This is a genomic window from Pseudonocardia sp. DSM 110487 (assembly GCF_019468565.1).
GTDB lineage: Bacteria > Actinomycetota > Actinomycetes > Mycobacteriales > Pseudonocardiaceae > Pseudonocardia.
The window spans coordinates 6568307-6588333 of record NZ_CP080521.1 but is presented as its reverse complement, the minus strand read 5'-3'; the positions used below and the strand labels follow the sequence as shown (position 1 = coordinate 6588333).

Genomic DNA, 20027 nt, shown 5'->3' with positions numbered 1-20027 from the left:
CCGGGTTTCCCGGTGGGCACGTCGATGGACGTCAACTTCTGCTACGGCGTGCCGCCGACGCAGACCAGGCCCCGGTTCCGCGAGGCGGAGGAGCTGATCATCCAGGCCTGGACCCGTCCGGGCCCGTTCAGTTTCAACGGGGAGTTCAACCAGCTGCGCTACGTCAATCCGTGGCCGCAGCCGCTGCAGAAGCCGCACCCGCCGGTGTGGCTGGCGGGCGGCGGGTCGGTGGAGACCTGGGAGCTCGCGGGCACCAAGGACTACACCTACAGCTACCTCTCGTTCTTCGGTGCGAAGTTCGGCAAGCGGCTGATGGACGGCTTCTGGGCGAAGATGGACGAAATGGGTGTCGACCGTAACCCGTTCCGGGCCGGGTTCGCCCAGTTGATCTGCGTGTCGGAAACCGACGAGCGCGCCGAGCAGGAGTATCTCGAGCACTGCTCGTACTTCTTCAAGAAATGCCTGCACATCCCGCCGTACTTCTTCGAGGCTCCCGGTTATCGCACCCGCAGGAGCACCGAGTTCGCGATCAAGACCAATCAGCCCGGTGCCGTCGCCGCCGCCGCGGCGCTGGAGAAGAACTGGAAGACGCTCACCGAGGAGGGCTTCATCGTCGCCGGCAGCCCGGCCACGGTGGCCGACCGGCTCGTCGAACTGGCCCACACCCTTCGGGTGGGGAACCTGCACGCGCTGCTGCAGATCGGGTCGATGCCGCACGCGCTCACGGAGAAGAACATCACGCTGTTCGCGGAGGAGGTCATACCCCGGATCCGGCACATCTGGGACGCCGAGGGCTGGACGCACCGCTGGTGGCCGTCCGGTGCCACCGACCGCAGCGCCAGACCGGCCGGGGCCCAGGCCTGAGAGGGGGAGCGATGACCGCATCGATCGCCGACGTCGTGGAGCGCACCGTCGACGTCGGCCCGATCCAGGCCCGCGTCCTGATCGCCGGCACGGGCGACCCGGTGCTCTTCCTGCACGGCGCAGGAGGCCTCGTATGGAACCCGCTGCTCGAGGCGCTCGCCGCCGGGCACACCGTCCACGCCGTCGAGCATCCCGGCGCGCGATCGTCCGACGCTTTGTCGCACCTGCCCGGCCTCTGGGAGCTCGTGCTGTTCTACGACGAGCTGCTCGACGTGCTGGGCCTGGACACCGTCGAGGTCGTCGGTCACTCCTTCGGCGGCATGGTCGCCGCCGAGCTGGCCGCCAACAACCCGAAGCGCGTGCGCAGGCTCGTGCTGATCGCGCCGATCGGGTTCTGGCGGGACGACGCCCCGGTCCCCGACATCGCGGGCGTACCGGCGAGCTCACTGCCCGGACTGCTGCTCGCCGACCCGGACGGCCCGCTGGCTGCCACGCTCGTCCCACCGGCCGACGACCCGCAGGCGCTGTTCGAGGCCTCCATGCGGATGGCGAGCATCCTGCACTTCATCTGGCCCATCCCGGACAAGGGCCTGCGCAGGCGCATCCACCGGATCGCCGCGCCCACCCTGCTCCTGTGGGGCGCGCAGGACCGGCTCGTCAGCCCCGTCTACGCGGAGGAGTTCACCGCGCGGCTGCGCGAAAGCCGCCTCGTGCTCGTCGAAGGGGCAGGCCACCTGCCGCAGCTCGAACGACCTGCCGAGGTGCGTGATCACGTGCTCGGCTTCCTCGACACCATGGAGGTCTGACCATGGCACTGCACCCGCAGGTGGAGGCGTTGCTCGCCGAGCTGGCGAAGGAGGAGCTGCCTCCGCCCGAGACGATGACCGTCGAGCAGAACCGCGAGATGATCCTTCAGCTGCGGGAGCTCGCCGGCCCTCCAGAGGAGGTCGTCGACGTCGTCGACACCACCGCGCCCGGGCTGGAGGGGCCGATCCCGGTGCGGCTCTACGTCCCAGAGGGCGAACGGCCGCTGCCCGTGCTGGTCTACTTCCACGGCGGCGGGTGGGTGATCGGTGACCTCGACAGCCACGACGCCACCTGCCGTGCCATGGCGAACCGCTCCGGGTGCCTCGTCGCGGCCGTGGACTACCGGCTCGCGCCCGAGCACCCGTTCCCAGCAGCGGTCGACGACGCCTACGCCGCCGCGGCGTGGGCGGCGGAGAAGATCGGCGACTTCGGCGGTGACGCCTCGCGGCTGGCGGTCGGCGGCGACAGCGCGGGTGGCAACCTCGCGGCCGTCGTGTCCCAGCTCGCCAAGGTGCGCGGCGGCCCCTCGATCGCGTTCCAGCTGCTCGTCTACCCCGCCACCGAGCGGCACGACGACAGCCCGTCGATGACCGAGAACGCCGACGGGCCGGTGCTCACCGTGGCGTGGATGGAGTGGTTCTGGGGGCACTACCTCACCGGCCCCGACGACGCCCTCGACCCGCGCGTGTCGCCGGGCCTCGCCCCCGATCTCAGCGGGCTCCCGCCCGCGCTCGTCGTCACCGCCGAGTACGACCCGCTGCGCGACCAGGGCGCCCGCTACGCGCAGCGGCTCAGGGACGCCGGTGTGGACGCCGAGCACCGCAACTACGACGGGATGATCCACGGCTTCCTCCAGATGGCAGGGCTCCTCGACGGTGGGCGGGAGGTGCTCGACGACGCGGCCGCCGCGCTGCGCAGCAGGTTGATCTGAATTCTCCGGAAGCGATCCGGCGCCCGGAGCGGCGCCGGTACGCTCCGGGCATGCCCGCTCCCGACGACATCGAGGCGCGCGTCGCGGCGCTCGAGGCCCGCATGGGCCAGGTTGCGACCGATGCACAGGTCGCCCGCCAGGACGCGGCCGCGGCCAGGCACCTCGCCGCCGCTCGCGATCGAGACATCGCAGACCTGGCGGTCAAGGTCGACGCGAACCGCTCGGCGATCAACGCGCTCGGTGGGCAGACGCGGGAACGATTCGACGCTGTAGACCGCCGTTTCGACGCCGTGGACCGCCGCTTCGACGCGGTGGACCGGCGTTTCGATGCGCTGGAGCACAAGGTGGACGACGGGTTCCGCCGCATCGACGAGGAGTTCCGCAAGGTCGACGCGGGGTTCCTTGAGATGCGCGCCAAGTTCGACATGACCGCGGCCGGGCTCGAGCGGATCGCGAACATGATCGAGCAGCGGGGCGAAGCCGGCTAACGCACCAGCTTGCCCAGGAGCGCAGCCGCCCCCACGATCCCGATCACCGCGGAGCCGACGAGCACGCCGAAGTCGGCCCACAGGTTGGCCGGGGCGTCGACCAGCAGCCCGCGCAGGGCGTTCACCAGGTAGGTCAGCGGGTTGACCTGGCTGATCACCTGCAGCCACGTCGGCATGATGTCGATCGGGTACAGGGCGTTGGAGGCGAAGAAGAGCGGCATCGTCATGAGCTGGCCGATACCCATCAGCCGGTCGCGGGTCTGCGCGACGCCGGCGATCGCCATGGACAGGCACGAGAAGAAGCCCGCGCTGAGCATGAGGGCGACGGCGGCGGCGATCAGCTTCAGCGGGTTGACGGTGATGCCGACGCCCAGCAGCAACGCCACCGGCACGAGCACGACCACGGGGGCGAGCCCGCGCAGCCCCGCCGCGAACGCCTTGGCCATCACGATGGCGGCTCGCGGCGTGGGGGTGACCATGACCTTGGTGAGGATGCCGGCGTCGCGTTCCCAGATGATCTGGATCCCGAAGAAGATCGCGACGAACAGGGCGGACTGCGCGAGGATCCCGGGGGTCAGGAACTCCAGGTAGGACAGATCGCCGGTGGGGATCGCCCGGATCCGGCTGAAGATCTGCCCGAAGATCAGCAGCCACAGCACGGGCTGCACCATCCGCGTGACGAGCTCGGTGTTGTCACTGCGCAGCTTCTGCAGCTCGACGATGCCGAGCGCTGCGGTGCGCGTGACGAGCAGGCGGATGGGCTCAGCCCAGCTTGCGGGCGGTTGTGCGGCTACGACGGACATCCCTCACCCTCTCTGCCCCGTGGTCATCGGCCAGCCCGGCGCCCGCGTAGCGGCGGAAGACCTCCTCGAGCGAGGCGTCCGGGCCGATCGCGGCGCGGAGCTCGGCGGGGGAGCCGACGGTCTGCAGCCGCCCGTGGTGCATGAGCGCCACGGTGTCGCACAGCTCGTCGGCCTCCTCCATGTAGTGCGTGGTGAGGAGCACCGTCATGCCGTAGTCGGCCCGCATCTGGCGGACCCGCTCCCACACGCCTGCCCGCGCGATCGGGTCGAGGCCGACCGTCGGCTCGTCGAGCACGAGCAGCGCGGGCCGGTTGACGAGGGCCTGCGCCAGCTCGAGCCGGCGGATCATCCCGCCCGAGTACGTGCCGGCGCGGCGGTCGGCGACGTGGAGGAGGTCCATGGCATCCATGGCCTCGTCCACCCGGTCCGCCCGTTCGGCGCGCGGCACGTCGAACAAGCGCGCGAACCACGTGACGTTCTGCCGCCCGGTGAGCGCGGCCTCGATCGAGAGCTGCTGCGGCACGTAACCCAGGTGTCGGCGCACGTCCATCGCCCGGCGCCGGACATCGAACCCGAACACCCGCACGCTGCCCTCCTGCACCGGGAGCAGCGTGTTGAGCACGCGGATCGTGGTGGTCTTGCCTGCCCCGTTGGGGCCGAGGAGGCCGAACACCTCGCCTGCTGGGATGTTCAGGTCGAGGTGGTCGACGGCCACCGTGTCGCCGAACCGGTGCACCAGCCCGCTGCACTCCACGGCCAGTTCGTTCACCGCTCACGCTCCAGGGTCCGCAGTTCCTCGGCCAACGCTTCCAGGGCGTCGATCCCCGCGGCGAGGTCGGCGAGCTGGCGCGGGCTGAGCCGGTCGAGCGCCTCGTGCAGAACCCCGCGCCTGCGGGCCCGCGCGGCGTCGAGCGCTTCCTGCGCGGGGGCGGTGAGGCTGAGCCGTCCGACCCTGCGGTCCTGCGGGTCGGTCTCCCGGACCAGCAGCCCGGCCCCGACGAGCTGCGTGACGATCGTCGACACGCTGTTGGGCGCCAGCCCCAGCTCGTCGGCGATCTCGGCCACCGACCTGCCCGCGCGCTTGCCGACGAGGATGAGCACTTCGCGCTGCGACGTCGACACGTCGAGCGGCACCCCGAGCGGCGCGGTCGTGACGAACGGCCCGGCCAGCCTGCGCAGCAGCCGGCGCACCGCGCCGACCGCCGGGAGCAGCGTCTCGGACACCGCGTCGGCGGTGGGAGAGGTGACCATGTGCGCCACTGTACCTCTGAACCAGAGTAAATCCGCTACAGACGCATCGAGGTCGTGTGATAGGCAGGCACCATGACCACCGTCGCCGTCACCGGCAGCAGCGGGAAGCTCGGCCGCCACGTCGTGCGCCACCTCCAGGACCACGGCTACCGGGTCGTGGCGCTCGACCGCGTGCCCGCCCCCGGATCGGCGGCCGCTGTGTCGGTGCGCGTCGACCTCACCGACCACGGCCAGGTCCTCGAGGCCCTCACCGCCGTGGACGACCGCCACGACGGCGTCGACGCGGTCGTGCACCTCGCCGCGATCCCCGCGCCGGGCCTCACCACGAACGCCGCGACGTTCTCGAACAACATCACCGCGACGTACAACGTGTTCGCCGCCGCCCGCGCCGCCGGCATCCGCAACGTGGTGTGGGCGTCCAGCGAGACCGTGCTCGGGCTGCCCTTCGACGTGCCGCCGCCCTACATCCCGGTGGACGAGGAGTACCCGGTACGGCCGGAGAGCACGTACTCGCTGGTCAAGAGCCTCGAGGAGGAGATGGCGCGGCACTTCTGCCGCTGGGTGCCGGACATGAAGATGATCGGGTTGCGGTTCTCCAACGTGATGGACCCGCAGGACTACGAGCGGTTCCCCGGCTTCGACGCCGACCCGTCGGCGCGGCGCTGGAACCTGTGGGCCTACATCGACGGCCGCGACGGCGCCCAGGCCGTCCGCCGCGCGCTGGAGCACGAGGCCACCGGGGTGGACGTGTTCGTGATCGCCAACGCCGACAGCGTGATGTCGCGCCGCAGCGCGGATCTCGCCGCCGAGGTCTACCCCGGGGTGCCGGTGACGAAGGAGCTCGGCGAGCACGAGACGATGCTGTCGATCGACAAGGCGCGCCGCGTGCTGGGCTACGAGCCGCAGTTCAGTTGGCGCGGGTAACGGGCTCGTCGAGGAGCGTCGGGTTGAAGCGCCGCCATGCCACGGCGGTGAGCACGACCATCCCGCCGAACGCGATCCAGAACGGCGCCGTGATGCCCAGGCCGCGGGCCACGAACCCGCCGCCGAGGGCGCCGATGGCGGCGCCACCCACCGAGAACAGGAAGTACCCGCTGTTGACGCGCCCGCGCAGCGCGTCGGGCACCACGCGCTGGCGCCAGGACAGCGAGAGGATGCCCCACAGGCTCGCGTGCACGCCGAACACGACCATGGTGGCGACCGCGACCCACGGTACGCGGGCGAGCGCCAGCGACAGGTGCGTGCAGGTCTCGATCACCAGGCCGACGCGCAGCAGCAGCGCGGTGCCGAACCGGCGCTGCAGCCGCGCCGCCACGACCGTGCCGGCGATCCCACCCACGGCGCTCGACGCGAGCAGCAGGCCGAACCCGACCTCGGTGAGCCCCAGCCGCTCGCGCGCGTAGAGCACGAGGATCGCGAACGCGCCCACGAGCGTGACGTTCATCAGGCACAGGCACACCGCGAGCATCCGCAGCACCGGGTGGGCCAGCAGCGTGCGCATGCCGGTGGCGATGTCATGGCGCAGCGGGCGGTGCGGCTGTGTCGACTCCGGCTGGGTCGACTCGGGCCGGAACCGGCCCCGCAGCGAGGCCAGCAGCACCGCAGCCACCAGGAACGTGGCGGCGTTCAGCCCGAAGGGCAGCGCCGCTGCCGCGACGAACAGGGCGGCACCGAGCGGCGGGGCGAGCAGCTGGTTGCCGACGAGCTGCACACCCATGAGCCGCGCGTTCGCCCGCGGCAGGTCCTCGGCGGCCACGACGGCAGGCAGCAACGCGGTGCTCGCGTTGTCGGCGAGGGTCTCCATCGTCCCGGCCACGAAGAGGGCGGCGTACACGACGGCGACCGTCGCGACCCCCGTCGCCACGGCGACCGCGAGCCCACCGACGACCGCGGCCCGGACCAGGTTGCCCAGCACGACGACGCGCCGCCGATCGAGCCGGTCGACGTAGACGCCTGCCGGCAGCGCGAACAGCAACCACGGCAGCTGCTGCACGAACATCGCCCCCGCGACGAGCGCCGGGTCGGACGTCAGCGACGCCAGCAGCAGCGGCCCCGCCGCGAGCGCGACCCCGTCACCGACGTTGGAGACGGCCGACGCCGCCCACAGCCGCCCGAACCCAGCCCGCACTCCGCCAGCGTCGCGGCGGGGTCAAGCGGATTGTGCGATCAGCGGCGGGCGCGGCGGCGGTAGGCCACCGAGCGCGAGCCGACCCCGGCGAAGTACAGCGCGACGCAGAACAGGCCGGCGGTGACGAGCACCGAACTCGTGATCCTCTCGAGAGAGGTCCCGAGTAGCTCGAACAGGAGCGCGAAGGCGAACAGAACGGCAGCGACGACGGCGAGCATGAAGCATCCTTCCGCGGGTCATGGAGCGGGTGTGAGAGGAGGGTGTCCGGGATTGTCGGTTCAGCGGCGGCTGCGGCGGCGATAGACGACCTCGCGCGAGCCGACACCGGCGAAGTAGAGCGCAAGGCACAGCAGGCCGGCGGTGACGAGCACCGTGCTCGTGATCACCTCGAGGGAGACCCCGGCGAGCTCGAAGATCAGCGCGAGGCCGAACAGGACAGCTGCGACGACTGCGAGCATGATGAATCCTTCCGCAGGTCGGATGGCAATCTGTTCCCGTTCTGGAACGCGTTCAACCGGCTTCCGCCCCGTAGAGCACGACGAGATTCGCGAAGTCGACTGCATCCGGCCTCGGATCTGTGTCGTCGTCGGTCACCGCGTTCATCACCGAGTCGGGGTCGTCGCGGTGCACCAGACCGAGCGCGTGCCCCATCTCGTGCACGACGGTGGCCAGCGCGCCGTTGTCCGAGGAGCGGTCCAGCACATTCGGGTAGAGCCGGATCGTGTTGGCCAGGCGCACCCCGCCCCTGTCCACTCCCTCGGATTCCCCGTCGGTGTCGTCGCCGCGGCGGTCCTCCCGGGGCTCCGCGACGACTGCCGAACAATTCGCGCCGACCGGGCACTCCTCGAGGGCGACGGCCTCGATGCACGGGCTTCGCGACCAGAGGGATGCCCCGTCCTCGACGAGGGCGGCATAGCGCGACGGTAGGCCTCCGGTCGCGAAGTAGACGGTGACCTCCTGTCCCGGAACATGCCCCCACGGCGACTCAGGACTGTCGGTGGTGTCTACGTCCTGCTGCTCCGCGCCCGGCTGCGCCACGCACCGGCCGTCTACAGGACCCTCCGGCGGACCGGGGGCGCTGCTCTGATCGATGAGAATCAGACCTGCGGCGGCAGCTGCCACGAGCGCGGCGGCGGACGCCAGCAAGCCCCATGCCGGCCTGGGCCGTGACTCCGCCTTCATGAGCCGGTCGCCGGGAGCGGGCGCTCGGAAGTGGGATCGCGATACTCCCTGGCCGGGTTCCCGCGGTATCGCGCCCGCGGGGGCACGTCCTCGCCCTTCATCAGGAAGGCGTCGGCGTCGAGCACCGAGCCTTCTCGCATCGTGATCCCGTAGTGCGCGAACGCGTACGTGCCGAGCGTGCAGCCCGGGCCGATCGTGATGTTGTCGGACTTGAACGTGCCGTCCTCGAGCGAGTGGGCCTGGATCGTGCACGCTGAGTTGAGCGAGACATGATCACCGATGGTGACCAGCGTCTTCTCCGGCATGGCGCAACCGTCGTCGAACACCTTGTGCCCGATGCGAACCCCGAGCGCCCGCCACAGCAAGTTCTTCATCGGGGTGCCGTTGAACAACGCCAGATACGTACCGCCGCTCATCTTCCAGAACCGCTCGTGCCACCAGAAGTACGGGTCGTAGATCGAGCAGAACCGAGGCTTCATCGCCCTGAAGGAGGTGACGGCACGTTCGAGCAGCACGAAGAACGCGATGCTGAACACGAGGGAGACGAGTACGGCCACTGTGACCGCGAGTAAGCCGAAGCGTCCGTAGTTGTCGAGCGCGAGCATGCTGAGCACCGCGACGACGTAGCCGTCCACGAAGTTGGCGAGCAGGAAGATCCCGGCGGTGACGGCGTTGTGCCGGTTCTTCGCCCGCAAGCGCCTGCGCATCTCCTCTCCGGTCTTGAGATGGTCGAACGCGTGGTCCCGCTGGACGGACCGGGGTATCTCGAAGCTGGGCGATCCGAGCAGCCCGACGCCCTCGCGCACCTCGCCGTCGAGCGGGACCATCACCTTGGTGCCGAGCAGGCAGTCCTCACCCGTCCTGCCACCCGCCGGGTAGGCGATGTTGTTCCCGAGGAAGCTCCGCGCCCCGATCGCGGTGTGCCTGACGCGGAACGAGGTGTTCGAGAACTCCGCGTTCATCATCGACAGGCCGTCGGAGACCATCGTCCCCGTACCCACCGAGGTCAGGAACGGCGACTCGTGCCGCACCTCGACACCGAAGTTCGACCCGCTCTGCACCACGGGCGTGCCGAGGTCGTACCCGAGAGCCCGCAGGTAGTGCACGATGGCCGAGCTGTCGCCGAACACGAAGGTGTAGAAGCGGGAGTTGCTGGTCCGGGCGAGGGCCCGCTGGATCCAGTAGCGAATCCCGTACAGGGGATACACGGTCTCCGCCCGCAGACCCAGGTTCAGCAGGCGGGGAACTGCCACGATGGTGACGAGCCCGAGCGCGAGCCCCCCGGCGAACAACGCACCCGCGTAGAGCAGTACCCCGGTGTAGAAGTCCAGCGAGCTCACCGCGTCGACCTCCACGGTCCGGATCCGCGCGATCAGCGGGAGGCCCGCGATCACCGGCAGGAGCAGCGCCAGCACGATCGGCGCGTACAGCAGCACGCTCACCAGTTGGGCGAGCGCGAACGCGAATCGGCGCAACTGCCCGCACCGGGCCGGGCCGACACCTCGGAAGTCGACACCGGAGGGTTCCGCCGGGGACCCGTGCCAGCTCTCGCCGTCCGGCACGGACTGCCCCGTCTGCAGGGACGATGCGTGCCCGAGCTGGGCGCCGTCGCCCATCGCCGAGTCGATGTCGAGCACGGCGTGCTCGCTCACGAGAACACGCGATCCGAGGGTCACCGGGCCGGTCTGGATCCGCCCGGCGTAGGCGCGGTAGCCGTTGAAGAACGAGTCCTTGCGGATGACGGTGTCGTCGCCGACCGTCAGCAGATCGGTGCAGACGGGCACGTTGCGCGAAAGGATCACGACGTTCTTCCCGATCCGGGCGCCGAGCGCACGCAGGTACACGTTGTACAGCGGGGATCCGGCGAACATGGCCATCGGGTTCGCACGGACCAGGAGCTTCACGATCCAGAAGCGCAGGTACCGCCCTCCCCACAGCGGGAATTCGCCGGCCGTCCACCGCCCGACGAGCAGCCACTTCGCACCGATCGGCAGCGCGGACAGGACGACGAAGCCCGCGCCGGTGAAGGCGACCGCCCGCAGCCATCGATCGACGAACCCGTTGGCCGCGGTCATCAGTTCCAGGCCGGTCACGAGCACGCCCGACATGACGCACGTGTACGCGACGAAGACGAGCACCTGCAGCGTCCCGCACAGGACGTACCGGAACGTCCCGGCAGGCACGACCTCGTCGGTGGACACGGCCGTCGACCGACGGTCGTCGACGACGGCGGCCAGCTTCGCGACCGTCGGATGCAGGTAGATGTCCTTCATCGCAGGCGGCTGCAGGTCCGTCTCCTCGCGGACCCGGGCGGCGAACTGCGCCATCAGCAGGGAGTTCGCGCCCAGGTCAGCGAAGAAGTGGCTGTCGACCGAGACCCGGCCGACACCCAGGGTCCGGGCGAGCGCACCGGCCAGGACCACCTCGGGGCCGGTCGTGGGGGAGCGGTGCTCCCGCCTCTCGTCGATGCCGCGGGTCGTCGGGGCCGGGAGCCGCTTGCGATCCGCCTTGTCACTCGTGGTCATCGGGATGACGGGAAGGAGCTCGAGGTAGGCCGGCACCATGTAGGGCGGGAGCCGGTCCCGCAGCAGTGTGGAGACGTCCGCGGGGCCCACGTCGCTCGCGTCGTGACGCAGGCTGTAGTAGCCCACCAGCTCGACCGTGCCCGGTACTGGCTCGTAGGTGTCCACCACCGCCTGCGCGATGCCGGGGACCTGCAGCATCACGGACTCGATCTCGGTCAGCTCGATCCTGTAGCCCCGGATCTTGACCTGAAGGTCGATCCGGCCCAGGTACTCGATCTCCCCGTCCGCGTTCACCCGGCCCAGATCGCCCGTGCGGTAGATCCGGCCCGAGGGGTTGCCCGGAATGCCCAGGAAGTCCGGGACGAATGCTTTCGCGGTCGCGTCTTCACGGCCCACGTAACCCCTGGCCAGCCCGATCCCGGCGATACCGATCTCCCCGACCCGGCCGGGCGGCAGCGCCCGCCGGGGGCCGTCCGGATCGAGCACCACGATCGAGTAGGTGGGCAGCGGGACCCCGATCGTCACCGCCCGGTCCGGGTCGGCGACGGTCCACGTCGCGGTCACCGTCGTCTCGGTCGGGCCGTAGACGTTGAGGAACCGCCTGCCCTCCCGGTGCCAGCGCACGATCAGGTCGTGCGGGCACGCCTCCCCGGAGACGAGCAGGAAGCGCAGGTCGGGGAGGTCTTCGTCGAGTGTGGCGAGCAGCGTCGGCACGCAGCACATGGCGGTGACCCGTCGCTCGGCGAGGAACTCCCGCAGTTCGGGTCCGAGCAGGCTCGGGCCGGATGGCCTGGGCACGAGTGTCGCCCCCACCATCCAGGACACCCAGATCTCCTCGACCGAGAAGTCGAACGCGATCGTCAGGCCCTGGTACATCCGGTCGTCCTGCCGGACGCCGTACACCTGCGCCGCGACGCGGACGAAGTTGCAGATGCTCGCGTGCTCGACCGCGACGCCCTTCGGCCGGCCGGTGGAACCCGAGGTGTAGATGACGTATGCCAGCTCGTCCGCGGTCTCGCGGCGCTCGTCGATTCTCGGCCGGCCGTCCTCGCACGCCTCGATCTCGGACGCGACGGCGTCCAGGCACACGACCTGCGTGTCGACCCCATCGAGGAGGGGACGGAGGTGCTCGACCGTCAGCGCCACGCCCACCCCGGCGTCCTCCAGGATGTAGGCCAGCCGGTCCGGCGGGAACGCGGCGTCGAGCGGGACGTATGCCGCGCCCGCCTTCAGCACTGCGAGCATTCCGACGTAGACCTGGACCGCGCCCTCGACGAGCAGCGCGACGGCGTCGCCCGGGCCGACACCGAGGCCGATCAGGTATCGGGCCAACCGGTTGGCCCGCCGGTCGAGCTGTTCGTAGGTCAGCTCCTCATCGCCGGCGTCCACCGCGAGGTGGTGTGCGAGACCGGCCTCGCCCAAGCGGGCACACCGCTCCTCGAACAGCTGCTCGAGACGCTCCCCGGGCCGCCATCGGATGTCCTGATCGAACTCCGCGCACCGGAGGACCACATCCGCGGCATCCGGACGGGTGTCCGTCCGGGCCCGCTGCCCCGCCGTCATGGCGCCGATCCCGCGAGCCGGTCGAGGTCGGTCCCGACAGCCGCGATCCCGGATGACTCGAACACAACTTCCCCCACAGGTCGCGTCCACGTGGCGCGCGCCGGGGATGGACGCGTGGATCCCTCACGTTCCGGCGGTGGCTGCGCTCCGCCCGACCCACTGGAACCCCGGTTCTGCGCTGCACCGCTCGATGGCGGCGATCAGGATCGAGCACGCGATGTCGACGACCTCGGCCGTCACGTTGAGCGGCGGCAACATGCGCACCACGCAGTCGTGGCGTCCGCCGAGCTCGACGATGAGGCCCTCGGTGAGCGCCTCCGACTGCACGCGGGCGGAGAGGCCGGGCGGGCCCCCCGTCGCCGGAGTCGCGAGCTCGATGCCCCACATCAGGCCGACGCCCCGCACGTCACGTACCCAGGGGTGGTCGCGCAGGGCGTCGAGACGAGCGTGGAACTGCGCGGCGCGCCGCCGGACGTTGCCCAGCACGTCGTCGCGGCGGATGATGCGCACGGCCTCCGCCCCGGCGGCGAACGCCAGTTGGTTGCCCCGGAACGTGCCGGTGTGGGCGCCCGGCGCCCACGTGTCCAGCCGCTCGTCGTACATGATGATCGCTATCGGTTGGCCGATCCCGCTCAGCGCCTTGGACGCGATGATCACGTCTGGCTCGATGCCGTACTGCTCGAAGGCGAACCAGGAGCCGGTGCGGCCACACCCGGTCTGCACCTCGTCGACCACGAGCGGGATGTCGAGCTTGCGGGTCAACGTCCTCAGCCGGTGGACGAAATCCTGGTCGGCCGGGACGACCCCGCCCTCGCCCTGCACCAGCTCGAGGAGCACGGCCGCCGGGAGTGGGATCCCGGCATTCGGGTCGCGGAACGACCGCTCGAGAAAGCCGATGCAGTTCGTGGCGCAGATGTCGCGGGTGAGCCCCATCGGGCAGTCCGCGCAGTTGGAGTATGGGAAGAAGTGCACGCCCGGAACCCCGTTGGCGATCGGCTGCTTGTTCGCGACGACGCCGGTGACGGCCATCCCGAGGTGGGTGGTGCCGTGGAACCCACCCTGGAAGGACACGACATCGGACCGTCCGGTGGCGGTCTTGCACAGCTTGATCGCAGCGTCGACTGCGTTGACCCCGGTCGGCCCGCAGAAGTGCACCCGAGTCCGACCGCGCATCGTCGGCGGCAGCATCGACAGCTGCGCCTCGGTGAACGCGTCCTTCGCCGGCGTCGGCAGGTCGAGCCCGTGCGCGAACCGACCGAGCTGCGCGGTCACGACGCGCACCAGCTCGGGATGGTTGTGACCGAGCGAGAGCACGCCCGCTCCGGTCAGGAAGTCGATGAAGACGTTCCCATCGAGATCGCGGACGAAGCTGCCCCATGCCTCGTCGATCGCGATCGGAATGTGCCGCGGGTAGACCCGAGCGTTGGACTCGCGCCGATCCTGCCTGGCCAGTAGCTCGGCAGAGCGCGGACCGGGAAGTGGGCCGGTGACGCGCGGGCGAGCGGGTAGATCGACGTGCTCCAGCATGACCATGATCGTTCCCCTCCCTCAGCCCTCAGGCTAGCACCAGTTGACACAATATTGATGCCAATAGTTTGACGCTCAAAGCGGGGTTCGATCAACGCAGCCGCTGGCCCTAGGCTCTGCGCGTGACCGACGCGGAACGGCCGAGCGGCGAGGACTGGGACGCTGTCGCAGCGGCGATCCGAGGCCGCATGGCCGAGACGCGAATGACGCAGATGGACGTCGCGTCCCGCGCCCGGCTGTCGCTGACCACCATCCGGGAGCTGCAGAACAACCTCAACCCGCGCCGCCGACGGCCACAGACCCTCGCCGCGGTGTCGGACGCCCTGGGATGGCCGTCCGACTACCTCGACCACGTACTACGCGGTGAATCGCCGGAGCCGCACGAGGACGAGGTCAGGGATCCGGTCCTGCACGCGCTCGACTGCTTGGGTCAGGAGATCCGGGAGCTGCGGGACCGCGTCGAGCAGATCGAGCATCAGCTAGCTGCCGAAGACGAGACGCCCTGACCTCTGCGACGGTGCGCAGCAGATCGTCCAGCTCCGCAGCGAGCCGGCGGAGAGCCGGACGCGGACTGTCGCCGGCGCGGTGCCTCGACTCCTGTCGCGGCCGACCTTCCATCCCCCTCCCCCTCCAACCGGCGCCCAACCCTGGAAACGAGATGGGTGTCCCCCTGGGACGACGGTTCGGTGGACGTTCCGGCCGGACGATCGGTCCGGCGGAGACCCGCCTTCGATCCTTGCGCCTCTCCTCGAAGGCCGCGTCGGCAGTTACGCACCGTCACCCGCATGGCCGCGAGGACCGTTACAGCCCGCAGCCATCTACGCGAAGCGGGGGACGAGCGGCGCCCGGACACGGCCATCGGGCGTAACGACGCAAGATGAGCTGCAACGTTCGACCGATGCCGTACGGAAACGATGACGATGACTGTTTCGGCCGGGTGCCGAGTCTTATGGGCTAGGACGCAACATTCGTTGGGGCAGGTCCGCCCGACCGGAGCACGCCGGGGAGTGAGGGTCCCCGTATGACCCAGTGACAGGACATCCGAACGACTCGCACGCGGACGGCAGAGTGAACAGCCGCAGGTAGACGGCGCGGATCACTTCCGGCGCAGCTCGCAAGTAGCGGATGTGAGGAGGGCGTCGTCGTGCTCGCGGGGGCGTGGCGGCTGAAGCGCTCGACGGGGCGGCCGAAGCTGCCGAGGAAGCTGCCGAGGAGCGCCGCGACCCGTGTCGCGCGTCGAGCGGATCCTGCGATCAGCGTTCAACCGGCTTGCGCCCCGTAGAGCACGACGAGATTCGCGAAGTCGACGGCATCCGGCCTCGGATCCGTGTCGTCGTCGGTCACCGCGTTCATCACCGAGTCGGGGTCGTCGCGGTGCACCAGACCGAGCGCGTGCCCCATCTCGTGCACGACGGTGGCCAGCGCGCCGTTGTCGGTTTGCGTGTCCAGCACGTCGGTGTAGAGCGAGATCGTGTTGGCCAGGCGCACCCCAGCCCGATCGACCCCCTCGGATTCCCCGTCCGTGTCGTCGCTGCGGCTGTCCTCCCTGGCTTCCGCGACGACGGTCGAGCAGTTCGCCCCGTCCGGGCACTCGGGGACGGCGAGTGCCTCGACGCACGGGCTCCGCGACCAGAGCGCGGCGCCTTCCTCGACGAAGGCGGCGTACCGGGGCGGCAGCTCCCCGGTCGTGAAGTAGACCGTGACCTCCTGCCCGGGTACGTGCTCCCACGGCGCCTCGGGGCTGTCGTCGGTGTCCACGTCCCGCTGCGTCGCGCCCGGCTCCGCCACGCAGCGGTCGGCGACCGGGATGTCCGTCGGCTCGGGGCTGCGACCGATCAGGATCACTCCGACGGCCACAGCCGCCAGCGCCACGACCGCCAGCACCGCTCGGTGTGACCGCACCGTCATGAGACCGCCGCCTCCCGGGCCGGGTTCCCGCGGTATCGCGCCCGCGGGGGCACGTCCTCGCCCTTCATCAGGAAGGCGTCGGCGTCGAGCACCGAACCCTCTTGCATGGTGACCCCGTAGTGCGCGAACGCGTACGTGCCGAGCGTGCAGCCCGGGCCGATCGTGATGTAGTCGGACTTGAACGTGCCGTCCTCGAGCGAGTGGGCCTGGATCGTGCTCCCGGCATTGAGCGACGCGTGGTCGCCGATCGTGACGAGCGTCTTCTCCGGAATTGCGCAGCCGTCGTCGAACACCTTGTGCCCGATCCGCACACCGAGCGCCCGCCACAGCAGGTTCTTCATCGGGGTGCCGTTGAACAGCGCCAGGTAGGCCCCGGCGCTCATCTTCCAGAACCGCTCGTGCCACCAGAAGTACGGGTCGTAGATCGAGCAGAACCGGGGTCGCATGGCCCGGAACGCCGTGACGGCGCGTTCGAGCAGCACGAAGAACGCGATGCTGACCACGAAGGAGACGAATGTGGCCGCCGCGACGGCGAGGACGCCGAACCGCCCGAAGTTGTCCAGCGCGAACAGGCTGACCAACCCGACGACGTAGAGGTTCACGAAGTTGGCGAGCAGGAAGATCCCCGCCGTCGCGGCGTTGTGCCGGTTCTTCGCCCGGAGGCGCTTGCGCCGTTCCTCCCCGGTCTCGAGGTGGTCGAATGCGTGGTCTCGCTCCACCGTGCGGGGGATCTCGAAGCTCGGCGAGCCGAGCAGCCCGACCCCCTCCCGCACCTCGCCGTCCAGCGGGACCATCACCTTGGTGCCGAGCAGGCAGTTCTCACCCGTCCGGCCGCCCGCCGGGTAGGCGATGTTGTTCCCGAGGAAGCTGCGTTCCCCGAGCGCGGCGCGTCGCACCCGGAAGGACGTGCTCGAGAACTCCGCGTTCATCATCGACAGGCCGTCGGAGACCATCGTCCCCCGGCCCACCGAGCTCAGGAACGGCGACTCCTGGCGCACCTCGACACCGAAGTTCGAGCCGCTCTGCACCAGCGGTTTGCCCACGTCGTACCCGAGGGTGCGCAGGTAGTGCACGATCGCCGAGCTGTCGCCGAACAGGTAGGTGTAGAAGCGGGAGTTGGTCGCGCGCGCGAGGGCCCGCTGGAACCAGTACCGGATCCCGTACAGGGGATAGACGGTGTCCGGCCGCAGGCCGAGGTTCAGCAGCCGCGGCACGGTCATGATGAGCGCGAGGCCGAGCACCAGACCGCCGACGTACAGCACGGCGGTGTAGGCCAGCGCCTCCAGGTAGAAGCCCGCCGACGTCCCGGCGGCGACCTCATCGCTCCAGGTGCGTGCGATCAGCGGTAGGTCCGTGATCAGCGGCAGCAGCAGCGCCGGCAGGATCGGCGCGTAGACCAGCACGCCCGCCAGCTGCGCCGACGCGAACAGGAACCGGCGCAGCCGACCGCAGCGGGCCGGGCCGACCCGCCGGTAGTCGACATCGGACGGTTCCGCGGGGGACCCGTGCCATGGTTCGCCGTCGGGTACGGCCTGCCCCGTCTGCAGGGACGAGGCATGGCCCAGCTGCGTCCGGTCGCCCATCGACGAGCCGATGTCGAGCACCGCGTGCTCGCTCACCAGCGCGTCGGAGCCGATCGTCACCGAGCCGGTCCGGACCCGGCCCGCGTCCACCCGGTAGCCGTTGAAGAAGGTGTCCTTCCGGACCACGGTGTCGTCGCCGATCGTCAGCAGATCGGTGCAGACGGGCACGTTGCGGGACAGGATGACGACGTTCCTCCCGATGCGGGCACCCAGCGCGCGCAGGTAGGCGTTGTAGAGGGGAGACCCGGCGAACAGCGCCATCGGGTTCGCGCGGACCAGCAGCTTCACGATCCAGAAGCGCAGGTACCGCAGCCCCCACAGGGGGAAGTCCGCTTCCTTCCAGCGCCCGACGAGCAGCCACTTCGCCGCGATCGGGAGTGCGGTCAGCACCACGAAGCTCGTGCCGGTGAAGGCGAGTGCCCGCAGCCATCGGTCGACGAACCCGTTCGCGGTGGTCAGCAGCTCGAGGCCCACCACGAGCACGCCCGACATGACGACCGTCGAGGCGAGGAAGGCGAGTACCTGCAGGGCCCCGCACAGGACGTACCGGGAAGTCCCGGCCTGGTCGACCTCCTCCGTGGACACGGTCCGCGCCCCACCGTCGCCGACGACCGCGGCGAGCTTCGCGAGCGTCGGGTTGAGGTAGATGTCCTTCATCGCCGGTGGGGCCAGATCCGTCTCCTCGCGGACCCGGGTGGCGAACTGCGCCATCAGCAGCGAGTTCGCCCCCAGGTCGTCGAAGAAGTGGCTGTCGACGGAGACCCGCTCCGTCCCGAGGGTCCGGGCAAGCGCATCGGCCATGGCCTCCTCGGTGCCGGTCGTCGGAGCGCGGTGCTCCCGCTCATCGACGGCCGTGCGGGTTGTGGGGGGCGGGAGCCGCTTGCGGTCCGCCTTGTCGCTCGTCGTCATCGGGATGACGGGCAGGTGCTCCAGGTAGGTCGGCACCATGTAGGCCGGGAGCCGGTCCCGCAGCAGCCCGGTGATCTCCGCCGGGTCCAGGCCGCCCGCGTCGTCGCGCGTGCTGTAGTAGCCCACCAGCTCGACGGTGCCCGGCACGGCCTCGTAGGTGTCCACCACCGCCTGCGCGACGCCGGGGACCTGCAGCATCACGGACTCGATCTCGGTCAGCTCGATCCGGTAGCCCCGGATCTTGACCTGAAGGTCGATCCGGCCCAGGTACTCGATCTCCCCGTCGGCGTTCACCCGGCCGAGGTCCCCCGTGCGGTAGATCCGGCCGGACGGGTTGCCCGGGATGCCGATGAAGTCCGGCACGAACGCGTTCGCGGTGGCGTCGTCGCGGTTCAGATAGCCCCTGGCCAGCCCGATCCCGGCGATGCCGATCTCGCCGACCTCGCCGGGTGGCAGCGCGTGGTGCGGGTCGTCCTGGTCGAGCACGACGATCGAGTAGGTGGGCAACGGCACCCCGATCGTCACCGCCCGGTCCGGGTCGGCGACGGTCCACGTCGCGGTCACCGTCGTCTCGGTCGGGCCGTAGACGTTGAGGAACCGCCTGCCGTTGCGGTGCCAGCGCACGATCAGGTCGTGCGGGCACGCCTCCCCGGAGACGAGCAGGAAGCGCAGGTCGGGGAGGTCTTCGTCGAGTGTGGCGAGCAGCGTCGGCACGCAGCACATGGCGGTGACCCGCCGCTCGGTGAGGAACTCCCGCAGTTCGGGTCCGAGCAGGCTCGGGCCGGACGGTCTGGGCACGAGTGTCGCCCCCACCATCCAGGACACCCAGATCTCCTCGACCGAGAAGTCGAACGCGATCGTCAGGCCCTGGTACATCCGGTCGTCATGGCGCACGCCGTACACCTGCGCGGCGACGCGGACGAAGTTGCAGATGCTCGCGTGCTCGATCGCGACGCCCTTGGGCCGTCCCGTGGATCCCGAGGTGTAGATGACGTACGCGACGTCGTTCTTCGGCCGGTCCTCGGACGCGGGTGGCCGGGTGTCGTCGTACGCCTCGATCTCGGCTGCGACGGTGTCGAGGCACACGACGTCCGCATCGACCTCCCCGAGGTGGGGGAGCAGGTGCTCGACCGACAGCACCACGCCCACGCCCGCGTCCGTCACGATGTAGGACAGGCGGTCCCGCGGGAACCCGGGGTCGAGCGGGACGTACGCGGCGCCTGCCTTCAGCACGGCCAGCATCCCCACGTAGGCCTGCACCGCCCGGTCGACGAGCAACGCGACACGGTCACCCGGGCCGACCCCGATGTCGAGGAGGTACCGGGCCATCCGGTTGGCCCTGGCGTCCAGCTGCGGGTACGTCAGCGTCTCGTCCGCGGCATCCACCGCGAGGTGCGCCTCTGGCATCCGGTCGCGCTGTTCCTCGAACAGCTGCTCGAGGCGCTCCCCTGGCCGCCATCGGACGTCCCGACCGAGCTCCGTGTACTCGAGGACCACACCCATCGGGGCCCGTTGCCCCGCGGCTACGACAGACACCGCCTCCCCCTGCGTGACGACG

The 20027-nt window shown here is 70.2% G+C and carries 17 protein-coding genes; 6 read left to right on the top strand and 11 right to left on the bottom strand.

Going from position 1 to position 20027, the window contains the following annotated elements:
* The first annotated feature begins 12 nt into the window (after positions 1 to 12).
* Genes K1T35_RS30710 through K1T35_RS30695 form a run of 4 tightly spaced genes read left to right on the top strand, consistent with a single transcriptional unit; the run spans position 13 to position 3090 of the window.
* Positions 13 to 864, top strand: a complete 852-nt coding sequence (locus tag K1T35_RS30710; protein WP_255620919.1) for an LLM class flavin-dependent oxidoreductase — start codon at positions 13 to 15, stop codon at positions 862 to 864.
* Positions 865 to 875: 11 nt separating this feature from the next.
* Positions 876 to 1670 carry an alpha/beta fold hydrolase gene (locus K1T35_RS30705; protein WP_220255282.1) on the top strand — a complete coding sequence of 265 codons (795 nt, stop codon included), beginning with the start codon at positions 876 to 878 and terminating at the stop codon, positions 1668 to 1670.
* Positions 1671 to 1672: 2 nt separating this feature from the next.
* Entirely contained in the window at positions 1673 to 2602 is a 930-nt protein-coding gene (locus K1T35_RS30700; RefSeq protein ID WP_220255281.1) for an alpha/beta hydrolase, read from the top strand.
* 50 nt (positions 2603 to 2652) lie between these two features.
* Positions 2653 to 3090, top strand: coding sequence for a hypothetical protein (locus K1T35_RS30695; protein ID WP_220255280.1), 438 nt, complete (start codon positions 2653 to 2655; stop codon positions 3088 to 3090).
* Here K1T35_RS30695 and K1T35_RS30690 read toward each other — a convergent pair.
* From K1T35_RS30690 to K1T35_RS30680, 3 genes are read right to left on the bottom strand one after another with little or no spacing between them, the layout of a single operon-like run.
* A complete protein-coding gene (locus K1T35_RS30690) occupies positions 3087 to 3893 on the bottom strand; it encodes an ABC transporter permease (RefSeq protein ID WP_220255279.1) in 807 nt (268 codons plus the stop codon). The two genes, K1T35_RS30695 and K1T35_RS30690, sit on opposite strands and share 4 nt — an antisense overlap.
* Positions 3853 to 4662: an ATP-binding cassette domain-containing protein gene (locus tag K1T35_RS30685; protein WP_220255278.1), complete on the bottom strand. Its 810-nt coding sequence runs from the start codon at positions 4660 to 4662 to the stop codon at positions 3853 to 3855. The genes K1T35_RS30690 and K1T35_RS30685 overlap by 41 nt, the downstream gene beginning before the upstream one ends.
* Positions 4659 to 5144, bottom strand: coding sequence for a MarR family winged helix-turn-helix transcriptional regulator (locus K1T35_RS30680; protein WP_220255277.1), 486 nt, complete (start codon positions 5142 to 5144; stop codon positions 4659 to 4661). Before K1T35_RS30680 ends, K1T35_RS30685 begins: the two co-directional genes overlap by 4 nt.
* 72 nt (positions 5145 to 5216) lie before the next feature.
* Here K1T35_RS30680 and K1T35_RS30675 point away from each other — a divergent pair, with 72 nt between their 5' ends.
* Complete coding sequence (locus K1T35_RS30675; RefSeq protein ID WP_220255276.1) at positions 5217 to 6068, top strand: NAD(P)-dependent oxidoreductase; 852 nt, start codon at positions 5217 to 5219, stop codon at positions 6066 to 6068.
* Here the strand turns inward: K1T35_RS30675 and K1T35_RS30670 are convergent.
* The 6 genes from K1T35_RS30670 to K1T35_RS30645 all read right to left on the bottom strand — a co-directional run bounded on the left by K1T35_RS30670 (position 6052) and on the right by K1T35_RS30645 (position 14075).
* Positions 6052 to 7272 carry an MFS transporter gene (locus K1T35_RS30670; RefSeq protein ID WP_220255275.1) on the bottom strand — a complete coding sequence of 407 codons (1221 nt, stop codon included), beginning with the start codon at positions 7270 to 7272 and terminating at the stop codon, positions 6052 to 6054. The two genes, K1T35_RS30675 and K1T35_RS30670, sit on opposite strands and share 17 nt — an antisense overlap.
* A 38-nt stretch (positions 7273 to 7310) precedes the next feature.
* Positions 7311 to 7490, bottom strand: a complete 180-nt coding sequence (locus tag K1T35_RS30665; RefSeq protein WP_220255274.1) for a hypothetical protein — start codon at positions 7488 to 7490, stop codon at positions 7311 to 7313.
* Between the two features lie 60 nt (positions 7491 to 7550).
* Positions 7551 to 7730: a hypothetical protein gene (locus K1T35_RS30660; protein ID WP_220255273.1), complete on the bottom strand. Its 180-nt coding sequence runs from the start codon at positions 7728 to 7730 to the stop codon at positions 7551 to 7553.
* Between the two features lie 52 nt (positions 7731 to 7782).
* Complete coding sequence (locus tag K1T35_RS30655; RefSeq protein WP_220255272.1) at positions 7783 to 8310, bottom strand: matrixin family metalloprotease; 528 nt, start codon at positions 8308 to 8310, stop codon at positions 7783 to 7785.
* Between the two features lie 140 nt (positions 8311 to 8450).
* Positions 8451 to 12542, bottom strand: a complete 4092-nt coding sequence (locus K1T35_RS30650) for a Pls/PosA family non-ribosomal peptide synthetase (protein WP_220255271.1) — start codon at positions 12540 to 12542, stop codon at positions 8451 to 8453.
* Positions 12543 to 12665: 123 nt separating this feature from the next.
* Positions 12666 to 14075 carry an aspartate aminotransferase family protein gene (locus tag K1T35_RS30645; protein WP_255620918.1) on the bottom strand — a complete coding sequence of 470 codons (1410 nt, stop codon included), beginning with the start codon at positions 14073 to 14075 and terminating at the stop codon, positions 12666 to 12668.
* A 116-nt stretch (positions 14076 to 14191) separates the two neighbouring features.
* Here K1T35_RS30645 and K1T35_RS30640 point away from each other — a divergent pair, with 116 nt between their 5' ends.
* Positions 14192 to 14575, top strand: a complete 384-nt coding sequence (locus K1T35_RS30640) for a helix-turn-helix domain-containing protein (RefSeq protein WP_220255270.1) — start codon at positions 14192 to 14194, stop codon at positions 14573 to 14575.
* 754 nt (positions 14576 to 15329) lie between these two features.
* Here the strand turns inward: K1T35_RS30640 and K1T35_RS30635 are convergent.
* The gene (locus tag K1T35_RS30635) at positions 15330 to 15977 is read right to left on the bottom strand and encodes a matrixin family metalloprotease (protein WP_220255269.1); all 648 of its coding nucleotides are present in this window, start codon (positions 15975 to 15977) and stop codon (positions 15330 to 15332) included.
* Positions 15974 to 20005 carry a Pls/PosA family non-ribosomal peptide synthetase gene (locus K1T35_RS30630; protein WP_220255268.1) on the bottom strand — a complete coding sequence of 1344 codons (4032 nt, stop codon included), beginning with the start codon at positions 20003 to 20005 and terminating at the stop codon, positions 15974 to 15976. Before K1T35_RS30630 ends, K1T35_RS30635 begins: the two co-directional genes overlap by 4 nt.
* Positions 20006 to 20027: the final 22 nt, after the last annotated feature.